A 19616-nucleotide genomic window follows, 5' to 3' on the forward strand; every position below is an offset into this window, starting at 1 on the left:
CTGGGGGGAGGGGCAGTGAAGCATCGCCCATAAAAAACACCCCGGGCAGGCGGGCTGCGCAGGGTGTCTGGAGGTTGCCGGGGTTAGATCAGAAGTCCCAGCGGGTCGACAGCATCACGTTGCGCGGGTCGCCCGAGTAGGACGACGTGTAGAAGCCGATGTTGGTGTAGTAGCGCTTGTCGAACACGTTGTTGACGTTGATCGAGGCGGAGAGGTTCTTGCTGATCTGGTAGCGCGCCATGGCGTCGACCAGCCAGTACGGGTCTTGGGAGAACCGCTGGGTGACACTCTTGCCGCGATTGTAGACATCCTGCCACGCCTCACCTTGCCAGCGCGCACCGCCGCCGAGGGTGAGCTTGTCGAGGGCGCCGGTCAGCTTGTAGCTGGTGTAGAAATTGAGCTGGTCCTGAGGTTCCCAGGTGGAGAACTTCTTGCCATCGTCATCGCGGATCACCTTGTGGGTGTAGCCCGCCTGCACCTGCCAGCCTGGCAGCAGCTCACCGGAAATCTCGGCTTCATAGCCCTTGGTCTTGGCCTGGACGCCCATGTAGGCCCACTCGACAGGCGAGTTGGCCGGCATATTGTTGTTGTACTCGGTGTCTTCCTCGGCGCGATTGGACTCATGAATCTCGAAGTAGGCAAGGCTGGCATTCAGGCGGCCGTCATAGAACTCACCCTTCACACCCAGTTCATAGTTTTCGCCTTCGTCAGGCTCGACCATCTTGTTGTTGCGGTCGGGCCGCAGCTGCTGCGGCATGAAGATCGAGGTATAGCTGCCGTACACCGAGAAGTTTTTATTAAGGTCGTACACCACGCCCGCATACGGGATGAGTTTGCCGGTCTCGCGCGAGTCGTTGGTGCCGGTCAGCCGGTAGTCGGTCAGGCGCGAACCAAGCAACAGGGACAGGTCGTCAGTGAGGCTCAGGCGTGTCGAGAAGTAGACCGCTGCCTGGCGGGTGATGTCGTCTTTCTCGTGGGCCGGGCCCCATTGCGGTTCGAGGCTGTCGCCGTTCCACTCATAGAGCGGGAAGTTATTGCTGTCCCTGTAGGTCGCTTCGTAACCGTAATAGTCGTTGCCTTCCCAGTGCGAGCGCGAAACCGAAGAACCGACGACCAGTTGATGCTCGCGACCGCCCAGGCTGAATGGCCCGGAGAGGTAGAAGTCACCGTTGTTGCTGATGGTCTTGCCGGTGAACTTGGAGCCATAGACCGAGGCTCTGTCGGTGGATTTATCTATTGGAGAAGCGTAACCCAGTGGCGCGTTGTAGCCATTGAGCTGGTTGCTGTAGTTGGCCTTGGCGATCCAGCCGTTATCCAGCGCGTGTTCCAGGGTAGCGAAAACGCTGCGGCTGTATTGCCCCCAGCTGCTCCACTTCGGGCCATTGTTGTAGCCACGGTCAAAGCTGATCTCGTTACCTGCACCATCGAACAACGAGCGGCTGCCGGACCAGCTCGACCCCTTGGGATCGGTGTCCTGATAGTCGGCACCGACGGTCAGCAGGGTGTCCGGTGACAGGTCGAATTCGAGAATGCCGTAGTAGACATTGGTCTTGCGTTCATAGTGGTCGATGAACGAATGCTTGTCCTGGTACACCGCCACGGCACGCCCGCGCACGTTGCCGCTTTCGGTCAGCGGGCCGCTCACGTCCAGCTCCGAGCGGTAGTTGTCCCACGAGCCGGCGCCCAGGCCCACATGCCCCTGGAACTCGGCGGTCGGCTTCTTGCGCACCAGGTTGATGGTGCCGCCCGGGCCGCCGGCGCCGGTCATCAGGCCGGTGGTGCCCTTGAGGATTTCGACGCGGTCGTAGATCGCCATGTCGCTCAGGGTCTGGCCGGCCGAGTAACCTTCGTTGCGGGTGGTCGGCACGCCGTCGTACTGGAAATTCTGGATCGGGAAGCCCCGGGAATAATAGTTGGTGCGCTCGCTGTCGAAGGTCGAGACGGTGATGCCCGGTGTGTGGCGCATCACGTCGTCGATGCCGTTCAGGCCGAAGTCGTCCATGGTCTGGCGGGTGACCACGGAAATCGACTGGGGCGTCTCGCGCGGTGTCAGCACCATCTTGGTGGCGGTGGCGATGGTGCCTGGCGTGTAGGAACCGGAACCTTCGGTTATGGTACCCAGTTGGTTGGCGTTGATCTGGGTGGCGCCAAGCTCGAGGGCGCCGCTACCGGAGCCGGGCGCGTTGATGATCATCGAGCTGCCTTGCAGGCTGTAGCTGACGCCGGTCCCTCCCAGCATTTGCTCGATCGCCCGTACCGGGTCCATCTTGCCGCTGACCGCCACGCTGTGCTTGTTTTGCACGGTTTCCGGGCTGTACAGGATTTGCAGGTCGGTCTGTTGGCCAAATACCTGCAGCGCAGTACTCAACGGCTGCGCGGGGATGTTCAATTCGAACTCTTGCGCCTGCACATAACCCGCCATCGACAGGCTGGCCGCCAGGGCCAGGCTATTGGGCAGAGCGTTGAATTTCAGGGCCCGCCGCATGGAAAGTGCGGTGCTCAATGGGCTGAGGGCAAGCCGTACTGGCATGGTGTTGTTTCTCTTTTTTAAGTGTTGGCAGATGGGTACTTAATGCGGTTAATTCTCATTGCTGCATATGAGACGTTCGCACTCGCATAAACCGGAAAAAATTATGCGGGCTCCAACTCCGCAACGACTTTCCCTGCACTCAAGCGCACCAACTGGTCGGCAATATCGAAATAGCGGTCGTCATGGCTGATCACAATGATGGTCTTGCCCAGGCGCTTGAGGTCCGGCAGCAGTTCGGTATAGAACACGCGGCGGAAGGCCGGGTCCTGGTCGGCGGCCCATTCGTCGAACACCAGCACCGGGCGCTCTTCCAGCCAGGCGTTGACCAGTGCCAGGCGCTTGCGCTGGCCGGTGGACAGGTCGGTGGTGCTGAATACGCCGTCCTTGACGCTGACCTTGTGCGCGATTTCCAGGCGCTCCAGGTACTTGGCGGCGCTGTCCAGCGATTGGGTGGCGCTGCCCTGGACCAGGTCGTCGAACAGGTAGTAGTCGGCGAACACTGTGGTGAACAGCTGGCGATAGTCATCGCGCGCCGGGTCGGTCACCGTTTCGCCATTGAGGCGGATTTCCCCGGCCTCGGGTTGATACAGGCCCAGCAGCAGCTTGATCAGGGTGGTCTTGCCGCAGCCGTTCTCGCCGACGATAAACACGATATCACCCTGCTTGATGCTCAGGTTGATCGGCCCCAGGTGGAACGGCTGGCTGCCTTCCACCGGCGGCGGGCTGTAGCTCACGCCGCGCAGCTCCAGGCTGTGCACCACCGGTGTCGGCGCTTCGCTGCCGTCCATCAGCAGGTGCGGTTCGGGGGAAGAGAAGCGTTCGGACAGTTCGGTGATGCGCGCAAACGCAATGCGCGCCTTGCCGATGATCGGCAGGTAACCCACCACGTGTTCCAGCGGGCCCTTCATGTACAGCAGCACCAGCACAAAACCGGTGATCACCGCCGGGTCCGGGTTCGGGTTGTAGGCCTGCATCGCCAGCGCCAGGCCGATGACCACAAAGAACAGCATCGAGCCGAAGGTCTTGGCGACGATATAGATGTTCACCGAACGCACCTGGATATCGCTGATACGGTCGGCGGTTTCCTGGATGCGGTGGGTGTTCATGCGGTAGCGGCGGGGTCGGTGGATGCGCAACTCCTTGGCGCCGGAAGCGATTGCCGAGTAGTAGCGTTGCAACTCGTCTTCCTGGTCGCGGGCTTCGTCGAAGCCACGAATGCCCTTGGCGCCGGCGATGAACTGCACGCTGCTGCCGATGACGATCGCCACCACCATCATCAGGAACATCGGCACCGACAGGTACGCCAGGTACCCCAGGCAGCCCAGGGTCACGGTGGTGGCGATGGCCAGCGGGGTGAAGGCAAAGGAGAAGTCGCTGATGGTGTCGACGTCATGGGTCAGCACCGGGATCAGGCGGTGGGAGCGATACTGTTCGATCTGTTCGATGGGCGCCGACAGCACCTTTTCGCCGAGATCCTTGCGCAGGGCGGCAATGATCCGCTGGCCCACGTAGTTGGTGCCGATATCGGAGACGATCGAACTGGTCAGCGCCAGCACACACAGCGCCGCAAAGCTCAGGATCACGCCCTGGGTCATACCCGTGGAAGAGTGCAGCGCGTTATTGATGGTCGCCAGCAACAGCGTGATGGCCAGGCCGCCGGCCATGCCCAGGGCGATGGAGACCGTCACGATGGTGCGAAACGGCCTGAGCAATGCAAGCAAACCTGTGAAGGCGCCGCGCTTGGGATCGGTCATAAGTACTTCCCGGAAAGTGAAAAAGAGGGGGCTGGGCACACAGACCCTTACCCATGACAAACGAAGGATTGGCGCGACTATTTAGCTCGGCGTGCCCGGCGGTGGTGGTGGCGGATAAATTGCGCGTGGGCTGGTTCGTTCTTGTGGTGTAGGCGCACGCGTATCGGCGCGTGCCTGATCTTTCCAGCGAGAGCGAAACAATGACGAAAAAGAACCTGGTGTACGTGTGGTCCCTGCGCAATGCCGCTGCCGACAAGGCCGGCCAGCCGGTGGCCTACAAGGACCACGAGCGCTACATGAAGTCGGTGCTGGAGTTTCTGGTGGGGTCGCTCAACGACACGTCACTGGGCGAGGCCTACAACCTGGTGGGCGTGATATATGACGACGATGAGCAGAACCCGCGGGACCAGCAGTTGGTGGCCGACTACGGCTTTGCCTATAAGCCCGGCCGCCAGTGGCTGTACCCGGCCGACCTGCGGGTGCAGGGGCGCCTGGTCAACGATCTGCTGCTGAGCGTGCCGTCCACCTATCGGCGCCTGCCTCGGGGCAGCGCGGAACACGTTGCCGGCAAGCAGGATTTCGAACGCCGCCTGCATGACACCCTGGTGGAGTTGAAGGCCGATATCGTGGTGCTGGACGGCCTGCTGGTGATCCTCGATGAACTGGTGCGTCCGGGCGCGCCGTTTGCCCGTCGGATCATGAACATTCACCCCGGTATTACCCGTATCGAATCGCCCTATGAACGCCGGGGTGCCTACGCCACCTGGAATGCCTTGTACGGTGCCCGCGGACAAGCCGTGGTGGATTGGGCGACCAAGCAGACGCAGCCGTGTGAACCGCTGTACCTGACTGGCGCCTCGTTCCACTACGTGGACAACGGCATCGACTCCGGCGAAGTGTTCCACGACGTGCTCAAGACCGAAATCTCGCCGGACGACACCATCCTCGAACTGCGCTGGAACAACTTCAATAACAGCCTGTTCCCGGCGTTGCATGAAGGCCTGGAGTTGCTGGCGCAGAAGGGGGTCTAAGCCGCGCACGATTTGACTGTGGGAGGGAGCTTGCTCCCGATGGCGGAGTATCAGTCAATGGCGATGTCGACTGCCGCACCCCATCGGGAGCAAGCCCCCTCCCAGATTAAATCCCGTCAGCTTCAGAGATCGCGCACGACCCTGAAGCCAATCCAATCCCCCCGTGTCTGCGGATAGATGTTGTTGCGGTTGCCCGAGCGCGAAAACACCGGCGCCTCGCCCCAGTCATTGCCGCGAATCATGTAGCCCTCGCAGTTTGGCTCCATCCATGCGCTGCCGTCGGTGGGCGCGCCGATGTAGCTGGAGTGCTCGCAGTCGGCCACCCGCTCATAGACATTGCCATGCATGTCGTACATGCCAAACGCATTCGGCGGGTAGCTGCCCACGGGCGAGGAATAGCTGTAGCCGTCCGCCGGGCCGTAGGTGTTGGCATGCTTGGCGATGCTGTAGCCCTTGCCCTCGTCGAACGGGAACGGGAATGGCCCGGTGGAGCCGGCGCGTGCGGCGTATTCGCGCTGGGCTTCGCTGACCATGTGGTACTGCTGGCCGGTCTTTTTCGACAGCCAGGCCACATAGTGCTTGATGTCGTCCATGTCCATGCACACCGCCGGCTGGCGCGGGCCCTGGGGGTAGCGTGGCTTGCTGGCGATGCATTCGCGGCCGGGGCGGGTGTCGCCGTCTGCGATCTTCACCCCGGTCTGGCGGATATAGCTGTCCCATTCGCCGGCGGTGATGTGGAAGCGGCTCATGGCGAACGGCTTGGCGAAGGTCACTTCATGCATCGGGCCTTCGTCCGGCTCGCGGCCGACTTCGTCTTCCGGCGTCCCCATGGTGAAGGTGCCGGCGGGCAGTACCACCATTTCCGGGCAGTCCTTGCAGTCCTTGAACACTTTGCCCGGTTGCGGCGTGGCAGCCTGGGCCAGGCCCGGCAGCAGCGCGCCGCACAGGGCGGTCAGTGCCAGGGTCGTCAGGGGGTTGAGTCGCAGTGGCGTCATAGGGGCCTCTCGTGCAAAGGGAAAAAGGCGCGTCACAACCGCTGGCTGAGCAGGGTCATGAAGCGCTGGATTTCGTCGGAGTTGTTGAGCAGGCCTGGCGCCGTGCGGATCACCGGGCCGACGTCGCGGTCCACCGCGTCGATCACCACGCGGTTCTTCTGCATGTAGGCCGCCACCCGATCACTGTCCTGGCCCTTGACCCGGAAGAAGGTAAAGCCGGCAGACAGTTCGGGGCTGCGCGGCGTGACCAGTTCGATCTGCGGGTGCGCCAGCAATTGCGCCTTGAGTTCGGCGTTCAGCCCATGGATGCGCGCCTGGACCGGCGCCTTGCCCAGTTGCAGGTGCAGCTTGAAGGCCTCATCCGCCGCCCAGCGATGCTCGAAGGCGTGATAGCCGCCGGGGGTCATGATGGTGGCGAAGTCCTTGTCTTCGGAGAAGGTCGGCACCATGGGCGTGACGTAGGTGTTTTCAGGGTTGCGCGCGCACACCAGCCCGGTACCCCGCGGACCGAACATCCATTTATGGGTACCGGCGATAAAGAAGTCGCAATGCATGTCGGGGAAATCGAGGTTTTCCACGCCGAAACCATGCACGCCATCCACCACATAGAGGAGGCGGTCCTTGTCGTCGCGGTTGCGGTTGTGCGCCGCCACCAGCTTGCCGATCTCGCCGATGGGCAGTTTCACGCCGCTGCCGGACTGTACCCAGGTCATGCCCAGCACGCGGGTGTTGGGTCGGATATTGCGCTGGATATTCCCCAGCACTTCATCGGCAGAGACCTGGCTGGCCCGCTCGAACAGCTTGATCCGGCGCACCTGGGTGCCTTCCTTGAGTACGCGAAAATCCAGCACGTTCTGGGTCGCGTAATGCTCATGCACGGTGGTGAGGATTTCCTGGTCCGGGCGCACCTTGATGCCGCCATAGATCATCGCCAGGCCTTCGGAGGTGCTGCCGGTCAGGGCGATCTGCGCCGGGGTGGCCTTGAGGTAGCGGCCGGCCCATTCGCGTACCTGGCCTTCGCGCTTCCAGGTTTCCTCCAGGTCCCAGTCCATGGCGAGCCCTGGGTTGCGGTCGATCTGGGCGCGGTAACGCTCGATGGCCTCGCGTACCGGCCTGGGGTGCGAGGCCACCAGGAAGTTGGAGAAGTGCAGGTAATCCGGGTCCTGGTTGAACAGCTGCTTGAACCCCGTCCATGGGTCATCCGTGGTGGTGGCAGCCAGTGCCTGCGGGATGAGTGCAGCGCCCAATGGCAGGCTGGCGGCGAATACCCCGGCCTGCTTGAGAAACGTACGGCGGTCAGTCATGGACTTGCTTCTAGGTGATTAGCGGTTGGCCAAGGGTCTGGCGGCTTTTTGTACCTGGTCCCAGACCCGCAGGAAGTTGCCTCCCCACAGCTTGGCGATGTCGGCTTCGGAGTAGCCGCGCTGGATCAGTTCGGCGGTGACGTTGCGGATTTCGCCGACGTTGTTCCAGCCGTCGATACCTCCGCCGTCGTTGAAGTCCGAAGCGATGCCGACGTGATCGATCCCGATCTTGCGCACGGTGTAGTCGACGGCGTCGCCCCAGTCCTTGAGCGTGGCCTTGGGTTCTTCCTCAAGAATCCCGTACAGCCCTTGGGCGTACTGGCCGAACTTCTGCTCCGGCCATGCCGCGATGATCGCGTCCCCCGGCATCAGGGCCATGGCCAGGTTGGGCAGCGGCGGCAGGTCGAAACGCGCGCGCAGGGTGTTGAGTTTGTCCTGGGTCGGCTGGCTCAGGGGGCGTATGTAGGCCGGGAAGCCCACCACCTGCACCACGCCGCCACTGTTCTTGATCAGTTGCAGTTCCTTGTCGCTGAGGTTGCGCGGGATGTCCACCGACGCGCGCGGTGCCGAGTGGGACGCCACCATCGGCGTGCGACTCAGGTGCGCGACTTGCTCCAGGGCCTTGGTCGACATCTGCGACACGTCAATGATCACCCCCAGGTCATTGAGGCGCTGCACTGCTTGCTTGCCGATGTCCGACAGGCCTTCGAGGGCATCGACGGAATCATTGAAAAACGGCAGTGGGCGCGATGAGTCGGACCAGGCGTTATTGCCGATATAACTGAAGCCGAACATGCGCATGCCACGGGCGGCCCACAGGTCCAGCTGGTTCAGGTCATTGCCCAGGGGGTAGGCGTTGAGCATGCTGATAAAAATCGCGAACTTGCCTTCGCCATGCAGGCGTCGAAAGTCATCCGGGGTATAGGCGATGCCGACCTGATTGGGGAAGTCACGCACCATGCCGGAGATGATCTTGTAGCGCACCTCCTGCTCGTGGCGGGCTTCCTCGACAAAGCCGTCAGTAGGCCTGTGCGGGGCATTGGGGCCATTCCAGATTTCCGGCCAGCCGAAGATCGTCAGGGCTGCGCCGGACAAGCGACCGCGTGCCGCCTTGGCCAGGTCGAACTGGCCGCTGCCGTCCTTGTCCGCCTCGTTGCCGGCGGTGCCGAAGTCCATGGGCACGGTGATGTGGCTGTCGAACGACAGCAGGCGGTCCTGCAGTTCATTGGCCTGCTTGATCACGGCGAGCGGGTAGCCGGCATTGCCCTTGAACCAGTGATCCCAGGCCAGGAAGCCTGCGCCGGCACCGATGGCCAGTGCCAGCGGCACGCCGATGTACAGCGCCTTTTTCGAACGTGGTTTTGTCATTGCCATCTCAGTCAGTTGAGGCCTTCGCTATCAGGGAAGAACGAGTGGTGCGCGGGGAAATTTAGGCGGCGCGGGCAGGGCGGTAAATTTCCCCGGCCTGCAAACGTTCTAGCTCTGATAAAGCCGTTTCCTAAGGTAGACAATGACCATCTCTCGACGTGGGTTCATCGCAGGCTTGGCGCTGACCGGCGCGGCTGTGCCGGCCGCTTTCTATGCCCATCGCGAGTTGACGCGCGAAGAAGAATTCCCCATCACCCCCGGCGAAGCCACCGTGGACCTGGCCGACACCGCCGGGCAGCATCTGGCCAACACCTTGCGCGGGGTGTGGCGCCTGCGCCTGGAAGGCCGCGATGCCGGCCTCAAGGGCCTGCCGCTGCAAGGCCTGGAACTGTTGCTCGACATCGCCCCCCGTGGCCGTGGCCTGCGCGGCTACCTGGACACCGCCGCCAACCTGCGCAGCGAAGGCGAACCGCGCTACCGCGTGCTGGGTGACCTGCTGACGGGCGAGGGCGCCTTGCTCTACTGGCGCCTGATCGACCGCGATGCCCTCGACGGCCGGCCCGCCTATGAGTTCAAGATGACCCTCGATGAAGTCTGGGCCGACTTTGCCAACGCCGGCAGCGGCACCCTCAGCGGGCACATCCTCGACCTTGATCGGCCCCTGGCCTTGACCGAACGTGACAACCGCTTTATCGCCCACAAACAGCTGTTTCCCGAAGCCCGCCAACGCATCGGCCTCAACCCGACCCTGCTGGCCTGGCTGATTGCCCCGGAGCACCGCCTGTTTCACCAGCTGTGGCACGCCACCCGTGACCAGTGGCACAAACTCTCCGAAGAAAAACGCGACGCCCTGCGCGGCATCGGCTGGCAACCCGGCCCGCGCGGCAAGGAGCGTGACGCCCGTGGCAAACACAAAGACCGCAACGGCTCGGGCATCGATTTCTTCTTCATGCACCGGCATATGCTCGGCACCGCGCGTTCCATGCAGGATCTGCCCTCGTGGCCCGTATTCCCCGAACCGCAACCGGCGCTGGAGCGCGACCGCTTGGGTTTCCTGCGTTACTTCGACAACCACGACGGCTTCGCGCTGCCGCCCACCTGGTCAGCCCCGGACGACAGCGAATACACCCAGTGGGTCAGCGACATCAAGGCCGCCGAGACCTACCACAGCAACTTCCAGGTCTGGGAATCGCAGTACCGCGACCCGCGCTACCTGGCCAGACTGACCTTGGGCCAACTCGGCTCCGAAATGGAACTGGGCCTGCACGACTGGCTGCACATGCGCTGGGCCTCGGTGCCCCGCGACCCGTCCAACGGCGCGCCGGTCCCCCTGGCCCGCGACCCGGCAGACTTTGCCCCGCGCTGGTACGCGGCGGAAAACGACTTCCTCGGCGACCCGTTTTCATCCCATGTAAACCCGGTGTTCTGGCACTTCCACGGCTGGATCGACGACCGTATCGAAGACTGGTATCGCGCCCACGAACGCTTCAACCCCGGCGAAGTCAGGCGCCTGGACGTCAACGGCGTGGCCTGGTTCGCCCCGGGGCGTTGGGTCGAAGTCGACGACCCGTGGCTGGGCCCGGACACCCATGGCTGCAGCACCACCCCGGGGTTGCAGATGGGCAAGTCGATGGAGATGGACCCGGAGACCATGAAGCTCGCCTTGCGCATTACCTTTGGCGAGGACGAGCACCTGTTGCAGGGCCTGTTCAAGCGCGTGCCGAAGCGGCCTTGGTATGCGCGGCATTTGAAGGTGAGGGTGCGAGAGGCTTGAGCGCTTGGCGTGGCAAGGCGCGGGTGCACTTGGCCAGCGCCTGCTGCACGTCCGCCAACAGGTCGGCGACGTCCTCAAGCCCCACCGATAAACGCACCAGGCCTTCGCTGATGCCGTGGTGCGCGCGTTCTTCAGGGGTGTAGGTGCTATGGGTCATGCTCGCCGGGTGCTGGGCCAGTGACTCGGCGTCGCCCAGGCTGACCGCGCGGGTGAACAGCTTGAGGGCATTCATGAAGCGTCGTCCGCTGTCGATCCCGCCCTTGAGTTCGAAGGCGATCATGCCGCCGGCCTGGCTCATCTGCCGCGCCGCCAATGCGTGTTGCGCGAAGCCGCGCAGCCCCGGATACGTCACCCACTCCACGGCGGGATGCGCCTGCAAGGCTTCGGCCACGGCCTGGGCGCTGCTGCAATGGCGGTCCATGCGCAGGGCCAACGTCTTGAGGCCGCGCATTAACAGCGAAGCGTCCTGGGGCGACATCACCGCGCCGGTCAAGTCCTTGAGGCCTTGCAGGCGAATGCGCTGGGCCAGGGCCTGGTTGCTCACGGCGATGCCGGCGGTGATGTCGCCATGGCCGCTGAGGTACTTGGTGGCCGAGTGCACCACCACATCGGCGCCCAGTTCCAGGGGGCGTTGCAGGTACGGCGTGCAGTAGGTGTTATCCACCACCACGGTCACGTTCGGCTGTTGATGGGCGAGGGCGGCCACGGCGGCGATGTCCACCAGTTGCAGGGTGGGGTTGGCCGGGGTTTCGCAGTAGATCATGCGGGTGGCGGGGCTGAGTGCCGCTTGCAGGGCCGCCAGGTCGGTGAGGTCCACGTGGCGCACCTTGATGCCGAATTCGCCGATACCGTGATGCAGCAGGGCGAAGGTGCAGCCGTAGAGCGTCTGGCTGACGATCACCTCATCGCCTGGGCGCAGCAGGGTCCAGAACGTCGCGGCAATCGCGCCCATGCCCGAACTGAACGCCACCGCCGCCTCGCCGTTTTCCAGGCTGGCCATGCGGGACTCCAGCAGCGCCAGGGTCGGGTTGGAAATGCGCGTATAGAAATGGCCGCCGGCCTCGCCGGCGAAACAGGCGGCGCCGTATTCGGCGGTGGGAAAGGCAAACGTGGCCGACAGGTAGATCGGCGGCACGAGTGCGCCGTGGTGGTCCTTGGGGTCGTAGCCGTGGTGGATGGCACGGGTGGAAAAGCCGAATGCATAGTGTTTAGTGTTCATGTCGGGCGCTCCTTATTTCCTACAATGCTATGCTTATAACCACGGCCGTATTTTCCAAACTTTGCCGACAAATCCCTTGTCCTGGGATGAAAACTCGCTAAAAACAATAAACAGAGGCACGTCATGCCCATCACGCTGGATCGCACCGACAAAGCGCTATTAAACGCCCTGCAGGGTAATGCCCGTTTAACCGTGGCCGAGCTGGCCGACCGCGTGTCCCTGACCACTTCACCGTGCTGGCGACGGGTCAGGAACCTGGAGGAAAGCGGGGTGATCAGCGGCTACCAGGCGATCCTCTCGCCCAAGGCGCTGGGGTATGGGGTGACGGCGTTTGTCAGCATCATGATGGAGAGCCACACCCAGGAAATCGCCCGGGCGTTCGAGCAACGCCTGTTGGATATTCCGGAAATCGTGGCCTGTCATAACGTGTCGGGACGCTATGACTTTTTGCTCGAGGTGGTGGCCAGGGACCTGGAGTCGTTCGGCGAGTTTGCGCGGGAGGTGTTGCAGACGCTGCCGTGCGTCAAGGAGATCTATTCGAGTTTTTCCTATAAGTCGGTGCGACCGTTGCGGGTAATTCCATTACCAGGTTGATCGCGCCATTGGTCACCTGTTCTTCCCCGTAATTGGCTATTTCTCCCCTACGGCCCGGTGGCTAACCTAGCCACCACTTCCCACCGTTCCGGAGTTCCCCATGCAAGCCCGTACCGATTTCTACACCGCTTCCCCAGACGCCATGAAAGCCATGCTCGCCCTGGAAGCCGCCGTCGGCAAACTCTCCATCGAACTGCCATTGCTGGAGCTGATCCGCCTGCGGGTCTCACAGATCAACGGCTGTGCCTTTTGCCTGGACATGCACACCGCCGATGCCCGCAAGGGTGGCGAGACCGAGCGTCGCCTGTACACCTTGTCGGCCTGGCGCGAAACGCCATTCTTCACCCCGCGTGAACGCGCGGCATTGGCCTGGGCCGAGAGCCTGACGCTGCTGAGCCAGACCCACGCCCCGGACTCAGACTTCACCGCGCTCGCCGCCGAGTTCAGCCCCCGGGAGCAAGTCGACCTGAGCGTGGCCATCGCCACCATCAACAGCTGGAACCGCCTCGCGGTAGGTTTCCGCAAGATGCCTGAATAAGGCGGTTGAAGACGGCTCTTTTGTGGTGAGCGGGCTTGTCCCGCGCTGGGCTGCGCAGCAGCCCCAAAACCAGGCGCAGAGGAGTGCCTGATATACCCCATTCGTCTTCATCAGGGGCGCTTCGCACCCCAACGCGGGCGGTGCGACGATTCGCAAGCCCGCTCGCCACAGCAGTAAGTGTCAGAAGTTCACCGAAGCACTCAGGCGCGCCGTCAGCGGCGCGCCCTGGAACAGATAGTCATCGCCCATGTACTCGCCCGCGTCGCGCCAGTAGCGCTTGTCGAACAGGTTGTCGACGCTCAGGCGCAACACCGTCTCGTAGCCGTCGACCCGGGTGGTGTAGCGGCTGCCGACGTTGACCACCGCGTAATCCCCCACCTCCACATTGCCGCTACGATTGGCGTACTTCTTGGCGCTGTATTGCACGCCGCCGAGCACCGCCAGGCCATTGACCCACGGCAACGCATAATCGGCGTACACACTGGCGCGCAGCTTGGGCACGTTGATCGCCTGGTGGTCTTCGTATGCCGGTGTGCCGCTGCCGCTGACCCGTGCACGAATCGCCGCCACGCTGGTGGAAATCTGCAGGCGCTCGGTGGCCCAGCCGTTGGCCGACAGTTCCACGCCGGTGTTTTTCTGTTCGCCCTGCTGCACGTAGGTGAACTGGCCGGCGCCATCCGGCTTGGCGTACTGGTAGGCCTGGCGCGTCTGGAACACAGCGGCGGCGAAGCTGATGCGACGCCAGTCGTATTTCACCCCGGCCTCGATTTGCCGCGAGGTGGTCGGGGCCAGGGTTTCATCGGCGTTGCTGGCAAACCAGGGGGCGGTGCCGCCCAGGGACAGGCCTTTGCTGTAGCTGGTGTACAGCGAGATGTTTTCCACCGGTTTGTAGATCAACGATGCCTGGGGCAGGAACACGTATTGCTGGGTGTGGCGGGCCTGGTTGCCAGTGACGCCGTCGAAAGCTTTTTCATCCAGGCGCACTTCGCGGCCACCGAGGAGGGTTTGCCAGTGCTCGTTGAGGCGGATGCGGTCGGTGATGAACAGGCCATACTGGCGGCTGTCGAGGGTGCGATGGCTGTCGTTCAACGGCTTGTCGGTGGGCGTGAACGTCGGCGCGTCAGCGTCGATATTGGCCGTGCCGATGTACTCGTTGACGGACTTGCGCTTGTCGATCACCCGGCGAAACGCGCTGGTGCCGAAGGTCAGTTCATGGCCGATGCCTGCGGTGTCGAACAGGCCGGTCATCGCCGCCTGGACTTCATCGTCACGGCGGGTGTCGTCGGGGCTGCGGTAGTCGTAGACGTCGTAGTTGCCTTCGGGCGTGAAGTGGTTGCCGACACCGTTGGTGTCGCCGCCCCAGGCAAACGAACTGTAGTCATCGATCACCACCTTGCTGCGCGCGGCGCTGACGCTGCCTTTCCACTGGTCGCTGAAGCGGTACTCGAACCTGCCGTTGAGGTTCAGCGAATCGATGCCGACCTGCCTGGAACCGCTCTGGTGGCCCAGCAGTTTTTTCGGCGAGGCGTCGTGGGGCACCTCGGTGCCGCCCAGCAACTGGTAGCCCGGTACCGAGCGCTGTTGCTTGTTCTGGTATTCCGCGTCCAGTTGCAGCACCGCGTCGGGGCTGATGTTCCAGTCGAAGGCCAGGGACACAAAGTCGCGCTGGCCGTTGGCGTGCTCCACATAGGCATTGAGGTCTTCATGGGCGACGTTGGCCCGCAGGCCGAATTGCTGCTCGCTGCCAAACCAGCCACCCACATCGGTGGCGATATAGCCACTGCCGCGGTCATCGGTGGACACCGTCACCTGGCGCACGTCTTCCGGACGCTTGGTCACGTAGTTGATCACGCCGCTGGGCTCGGAAATCCCGCTCTGCAAACCGGCCAGGCCCTTGAGCACTTCCACCTGCTGCTTGTTTTCCAGGGCGACGTTCTGCTCGCCGGTGATGGTGCGCCCGTTGATCTTGTAGCTGCTCGCCGCATTCAGCGAGAAACCGCGCACCACGAAATTTTCGTAGTAGCCGATGGGGGCGTAGCTATCGCCCACCGAAGCGTCGTTGCGCAGCACTTCACTGAGCAGGCGCGCTTGCTGGTCCTTGATCAGCGCCGCATTGATCACCGTGATCGAGGCAGGAGTGTCCAGCAGCGGCGCCTCGTTGAAGCCGCCGACCGAGGCGGTGTCTGCGCGATAGCCTGACGTGTCCTCGCCCTGGACTTGCAACGCCGGCAGCTCGAGTTGTGCCGCCCAACTGTTGCCGATCCCGCCGCTGAGCAGCAGGCCGAGGGCGAAACGTGTACTGACGACAGGACGAAAACGCAAAACCATGGGGGAGGGCCTTAAAGCGCAGGGCGGGGGGCGCATAAGCTAGGCATAACCGCCCGGTTTTACAAGTGAGACGTCCCGTCTCAGCCCGCCCACTGAATGACGTGCCTCTCGACAGCCTGCGTGCCCACCTGCGATAGACAGGACTTCTCTAACCCTTGCAGGAGATCATCATGGGTATCGCTGGAAAAGTTGCACTGGTGACCGGCGCCGGGCAGGGCATTGGTCGGGCCATCGCCCTGCGCCTGGCACAGGACGGTGCCGACATCGCCCTGGTCGACATCAATGGCGCCAAGCTCGAAGCCGTGGCCGCCGAAGTCGTGGCCCTGGGGCGCAAGGCCTCGGTGTTTATCGCCGACGTGTCCAAGCGCGACCAGGTAGTGGCGGCGGTCGAACACGCACACCAGGCCCTCGGCGGCTTCGACATTATCGTCAACAACGCCGGGGTCGCGCAGATCGACGCGCTGCTGGACGTCAGCCCGGAACAGGTCGAGCGCACCCTGGGCATCAACGTGCAGGGCGTGTTGTGGGGTATCCAGGCTGCAGGCAGGAAATTCAAGGCGCTCAAGCAGAAGGGCAAGATCATCAATGCCTGTTCCATCGCCGGCCACGAAGGCTTCGCGCTGCTGGGCGTGTACTCGGCCACCAAGTTCGCCGTGCGCGCCTTGACCCAGGCGGCGGCCAAGGAACTGGCGAGCGCCGGGATCACGGTCAACGCTTATTGCCCGGGCGTAGTGGGCACCGACATGTGGGTGGAGATCGACAAGCGCATGGCCGAGATTACCGGCGCCGAAGTGGGTGCGACCTACAAGCAGTATGTGGATGGGATTGCCCTGGGCCGTGCGGAAACGCCGGAGGATGTGGCGGGGTTGGTGGCCTACCTGGCCGGGCCGGATGCGGATTACATGACCGGACAGGCGCCCTTGATCGACGGTGGGCTGGTTTATCGCTGATCTCCCAAGGCCGACGGTGTTAAATGTGGGAGGGGGCAAGCCCCTCCCACATGGGTGACCCTGTTGTGTCAGTGCTTGCCGGGCATGTCGATGCCCAACCGGTTGACTCGGCGGTACAGGGTGGCCCGGGAAATCCCCAGCGCCTGCGCCGTCGGCAACGGCTTCCAGCGATGCCGGATCAAGGCATCCAGTACCACTTGGCGTTCCGGGCTGACGCTGTGTTCGGCCAGCGTCTCGACCTGCTCCCCACGCACTTCCACCGGCAAGTCCGCCAGCTGAATCGTGCCGCCTTCACACACTGCACAGGCATACGCCAGCACATGGTGCAGCTGGCGCACATTGCCCGGCCAGGCATAGCCCAGCAGGCGTTCCAGCGCGGCCTGGCCGATGCCTACCGAGATGCCGCTGCCGCGCGCTTGCTGCTCCACCAGCCGGTTGATCAATGCCAGTTTGTCACTGCGCTCGCGCAGCGGCGGCAGGCAGAAGCGTGCACAGCCGAGGCGGAAGTACAGGTCTTCGCGAAAGCGCCCGTCGCTGACCAGCACGGCCAGGTCGCGGTGGCTGGCGCAGATCACCTGAATGTCCACCGTGCGGGTCTTGGCCCCGCCCAGGGGCGCGACTTCACCCTCGGCCATCACCCGCAGCAGGCGCGTCTGCAACGCCAGCGGCATATCGCCGATTTCATCGAGGAACAGGGTGCCGCCATCGGCCTGCACCAACAGCCCCGGCATGCCTTTGCTGGAGGCACCGGTAAAGGCTCCGGCCACGTAGCCGAACAGCTCGCTTTCAATCAGGTTTTCGGGGATCGCCGCGCAGTTCACCGCGACAAAGGGGCCTGTTCGCCGGGCGCTGCGTTCGTGCAGTTGGCGGGCGAAAACTTCCTTGCCGGCGCCGGTTTCACCCTGCACCAGCACCGGCAGGTTGCGGTCCTTGACACGCACGGCCAGGCGCAGGTGTTCTTCCACCCGTGGGTCGACCTGGGTGTGCGCAACGGGCCGTGCCGGTTTGCGGCGCGGGGCGTTGACCCGCACGTGCAGCACGCCAGGCTCGCCCAGCCATTGCAGATGTTGGGTCGATTGATCGGTGGCCGCGCGCAATGCATCCAGGTCGAACACCTCGCCGATATGCGCCGGCACCTGGCCGAAACGCCGGCGCAGTGCCTGGCGCGCCTTGCTGTTCAGCGCGTGCAGGCGCCCATCCTGGTCCCAGGCCAGCAGCAGGTCGGGCTGGCTGTCCACATAGCCCGGTGTGCTGTGGGCCTGGAGTACCCAATGCTCGCGGGCGCTGTGCATGAAGAAGGCGTTTTCGATGGCCTGGGCACTCTGGGCCACCATCTGCCGCACCAGGTGCTGGCTGCGCCGGTCATCCGGGGATTTGAGCGCCGAGGCATCCATCACCCCCAGCAGGTTGCCCTGGGGGTCGAAGATCGGTGCGGCGGAGCAGGTCAAACTGATGAAGGCGGCGCGGAAGTGGTCGCGCTTGTGCACGGTCACTGCGGCTTTGCTGGTCAGCACCGTGGCCACGCCGCAGGTGCCTTCCTCGGCTTCCGACCAGCAGGTGCCGAGGTACAGGCCGGCTTTGCGGCAGTCGCTGCGAATGGTGCTGTCGACGCGGTGGTCGATGGTCTGGCCCTGGGCGTCGGTGAGCATCACGCAGTAGTCGGCGTGGCGCACCCGGTGGTGCAGTTGCCCGACTTCTTCGCCGGCGATGCGCATGAACAGCTCGGCGCGTTCGCGGCATTCCTTGAGCAAGGGTTCGGTAAGGATACGGGGCCCCTGCAGCGAGCCGGGGTCGAGGTGGTGTTGTTCCATGGAGCGCCGCCAGGAATCGAAAATCAGCGACGGCACCGGCGCCTGGGGCAGGCGATCGGCATTGCGGACCACGCGACTGACGCAGTCGACGTGTTCCCTGGAGTTCGCGGCGAGCATAAGGCCTCCGGTTCTCGATCTTTGTTGTTATGCCCGCCATTAAGCGCCCGTGGGCGCGAGGGGACAAGGGCGACCTGACCAACAGCCCCGCGTGAGACGCGGCGTCTCATTCCGGCCGAGACGCCGCCTGCACAGTGCAATGCACCGTCTCATTCTGCACAGGCATACCGTCCCGGCACAACCGCACGGCACTGCTCTGGATCAAGGCTTTGCCAGGTTTCATCGCACCTTGGCACAGGCTGTGCTGAACCACTTGCAACTGGCCGCAGCCAGCCTTTTGTGTGTCGAGACAACCTGGAGAACAATAAGATGTCCACCCACCTGTCCACCGATCAATTGCTGCATGCCTACACCGTGATGCGCACCATCCGTGATTTCGAAGAACGCCTGCATGTGGAATTCGCCACCGGCGAGATCCCCGGTTTCGTGCACCTGTATGCCGGCCAGGAAGCCAGCGCAGCCGGGGTCATGGCCCACCTCAACGATGAAGATTGCATCGCCTCCAACCACCGTGGCCATGGCCATTGCATCGCCAAGGGCGTGGATGTGTTCGGCATGATGGCCGAGATCTACGGCAAGAAAACCGGGGTGTGCGGCGGCAAGGGCGGCTCCATGCACATCGCCGACCAGGAGAAGGGCATGCTCGGTGCCAACGGCATTGTCGGGGCCGGTGCGCCGTTGGCGGCGGGCGCCGCGCTGGCCTCCAAGCTCAAGGGCAGCCAGGGCGTGGCGGTCGCATTTTTCGGCGACGGCGGCTCCAACGAGGGCGCGGTGTTCGAGGCGATGAACCTGGCGTCGATCATGAAACTGCCGTGCCTGTTCGTCGCCGAGAACAACGGCTATGCCGAGGCCACCGGTTCCGGCTGGTCGGTGGCGTGCAAGGACATTGCCGAGCGGGCGGTGGGCTTCGGCATGCCGGGGGTGATTGTCGATGGCAATGACTTCTTTGCCGTACACGCGGCGTTGGGCGTGGCGGTGGAGCGTGCGCGCCAGGGCGACGGGCCGACCTTGGTGGAAGTCAAGCTGAGCCGCTTCTACGGCCACTTCGAAGGCGATGCACAAACCTATCGTGGCCCGGACGAGGTGAAGAACCTGCGCGAATCCCACGACTGCCTCGCACTGTTCCGCCAGCGCTGCAATGCCGAAGGCTGGCTCGATGCCGCGCAGTTCGAACGTATCGACGGTGAGGTCGCGCAGTTGATCGACGACGCCGTGCGCCTGGCCAAGTCCGATCCCAAGCCCCAGGCCGCCGACCTGCTCAGTGATGTCTACGTCGCCTACCGCTAATAACTACAAGACTCGG

At 63.5% G+C, this 19616-nt stretch carries 14 protein-coding genes; 6 read left to right on the forward strand and 8 right to left on the reverse strand.

Going from position 1 to position 19616, the window contains the following annotated elements; genetic code table 11:
* Window positions 1–88: 88 nt before the first annotated feature.
* Together BLQ09_RS15760 and BLQ09_RS15765 are read right to left on the reverse strand one after the other, a co-directional pair.
* The gene (locus BLQ09_RS15760) at window positions 89–2530 is read right to left on the reverse strand and encodes a TonB-dependent siderophore receptor (RefSeq protein WP_043293617.1); all 2442 of its coding nucleotides are present in this window, start codon (window positions 2528–2530) and stop codon (window positions 89–91) included.
* 101 nt (window positions 2531–2631) lie between these two features.
* Window positions 2632–4284 (reverse strand): cyclic peptide export ABC transporter, encoded by a 1653-nt coding sequence (locus tag BLQ09_RS15765; RefSeq protein WP_092357754.1) that lies wholly within the window; start codon window positions 4282–4284, stop codon window positions 2632–2634.
* 200 nt (window positions 4285–4484) lie between these two features.
* Between BLQ09_RS15765 and BLQ09_RS15770 the strand changes: the two genes are divergently transcribed.
* Window positions 4485–5315 (forward strand): formyl transferase, encoded by an 831-nt coding sequence (locus BLQ09_RS15770; RefSeq protein ID WP_027606555.1) that lies wholly within the window; start codon window positions 4485–4487, stop codon window positions 5313–5315.
* A 122-nt stretch (window positions 5316–5437) separates the two neighbouring features.
* Here BLQ09_RS15770 and BLQ09_RS15775 read toward each other — a convergent pair whose 3' ends face one another.
* Genes BLQ09_RS15775 through pvdM form a run of 3 tightly spaced genes read right to left on the reverse strand, consistent with a single transcriptional unit; the run spans window position 5438 to window position 8982 of the window.
* Complete coding sequence (locus BLQ09_RS15775) at window positions 5438–6310, reverse strand: dihydropyoverdine dehydrogenase (RefSeq protein WP_092357756.1); 873 nt, start codon at window positions 6308–6310, stop codon at window positions 5438–5440.
* Window positions 6311–6342: 32 nt separating this feature from the next.
* Window positions 6343–7614: a pyoverdine-tailoring periplasmic protein PvdN gene (locus BLQ09_RS15780; RefSeq protein ID WP_092357758.1), complete on the reverse strand. Its 1272-nt coding sequence runs from the start codon at window positions 7612–7614 to the stop codon at window positions 6343–6345.
* Window positions 7615–7632: 18 nt separating this feature from the next.
* Window positions 7633–8982 (reverse strand): pyoverdine-tailoring dipeptidase-like protein PvdM, encoded by a 1350-nt coding sequence (gene pvdM, locus BLQ09_RS15785; RefSeq protein WP_092357760.1) that lies wholly within the window; start codon window positions 8980–8982, stop codon window positions 7633–7635.
* 142 nt (window positions 8983–9124) lie between these two features.
* On the opposite strand from pvdM, the gene BLQ09_RS15790 reads away from it, so the two are divergent.
* Window positions 9125–10756 (forward strand): pyoverdine maturation tyrosinase PvdP, encoded by a 1632-nt coding sequence (locus tag BLQ09_RS15790; protein WP_092357762.1) that lies wholly within the window; start codon window positions 9125–9127, stop codon window positions 10754–10756.
* Here BLQ09_RS15790 and BLQ09_RS15795 read toward each other — a convergent pair.
* Window positions 10692–11975, reverse strand: a complete 1284-nt coding sequence (locus tag BLQ09_RS15795) for a methionine gamma-lyase (protein ID WP_256568831.1) — start codon at window positions 11973–11975, stop codon at window positions 10692–10694. The two genes, BLQ09_RS15790 and BLQ09_RS15795, sit on opposite strands and share 65 nt — an antisense overlap.
* A 123-nt stretch (window positions 11976–12098) precedes the next feature.
* Between BLQ09_RS15795 and BLQ09_RS15800 the strand changes: the two genes are divergently transcribed.
* Both BLQ09_RS15800 and BLQ09_RS15805 read left to right on the forward strand, forming a co-directional pair.
* Complete coding sequence (locus BLQ09_RS15800) at window positions 12099–12569, forward strand: Lrp/AsnC family transcriptional regulator (RefSeq protein ID WP_027606550.1); 471 nt, start codon at window positions 12099–12101, stop codon at window positions 12567–12569.
* A 100-nt stretch (window positions 12570–12669) separates the two neighbouring features.
* The gene (locus BLQ09_RS15805) at window positions 12670–13107 is read left to right on the forward strand and encodes a carboxymuconolactone decarboxylase family protein (RefSeq protein ID WP_027606549.1); all 438 of its coding nucleotides are present in this window, start codon (window positions 12670–12672) and stop codon (window positions 13105–13107) included.
* A gap of 180 nt (window positions 13108–13287) precedes the next feature.
* Here the strand turns inward: BLQ09_RS15805 and BLQ09_RS15810 are convergent, their stop codons facing one another.
* Entirely contained in the window at window positions 13288–15435 is a 2148-nt protein-coding gene (locus BLQ09_RS15810) for a TonB-dependent siderophore receptor (protein WP_092357764.1), read from the reverse strand.
* A 170-nt stretch (window positions 15436–15605) separates the two neighbouring features.
* On the opposite strand from BLQ09_RS15810, the gene BLQ09_RS15815 reads away from it, so the two are divergent.
* On the forward strand, window positions 15606–16385 hold the full coding sequence (locus BLQ09_RS15815; protein WP_027606547.1) for an acetoin reductase: 780 nt from the start codon (window positions 15606–15608) through the stop codon (window positions 16383–16385).
* A gap of 68 nt (window positions 16386–16453) precedes the next feature.
* Here BLQ09_RS15815 and BLQ09_RS15820 read toward each other — a convergent pair whose 3' ends face one another.
* Entirely contained in the window at window positions 16454–18313 is a 1860-nt protein-coding gene (locus BLQ09_RS15820) for a sigma-54-dependent Fis family transcriptional regulator (protein WP_092357766.1), read from the reverse strand.
* A gap of 309 nt (window positions 18314–18622) precedes the next feature.
* Here BLQ09_RS15820 and BLQ09_RS15825 point away from each other — a divergent pair, with 309 nt between their 5' ends.
* Complete coding sequence (locus tag BLQ09_RS15825; RefSeq protein ID WP_027606545.1) at window positions 18623–19600, forward strand: thiamine pyrophosphate-dependent dehydrogenase E1 component subunit alpha; 978 nt, start codon at window positions 18623–18625, stop codon at window positions 19598–19600.
* Window positions 19601–19616: the final 16 nt, after the last annotated feature.

It is taken from the genome of Pseudomonas sp. NFACC25 (assembly GCF_900100935.1).
Classification (GTDB): Bacteria; Pseudomonadota; Gammaproteobacteria; order Pseudomonadales; family Pseudomonadaceae; genus Aquipseudomonas; species Aquipseudomonas marginalis.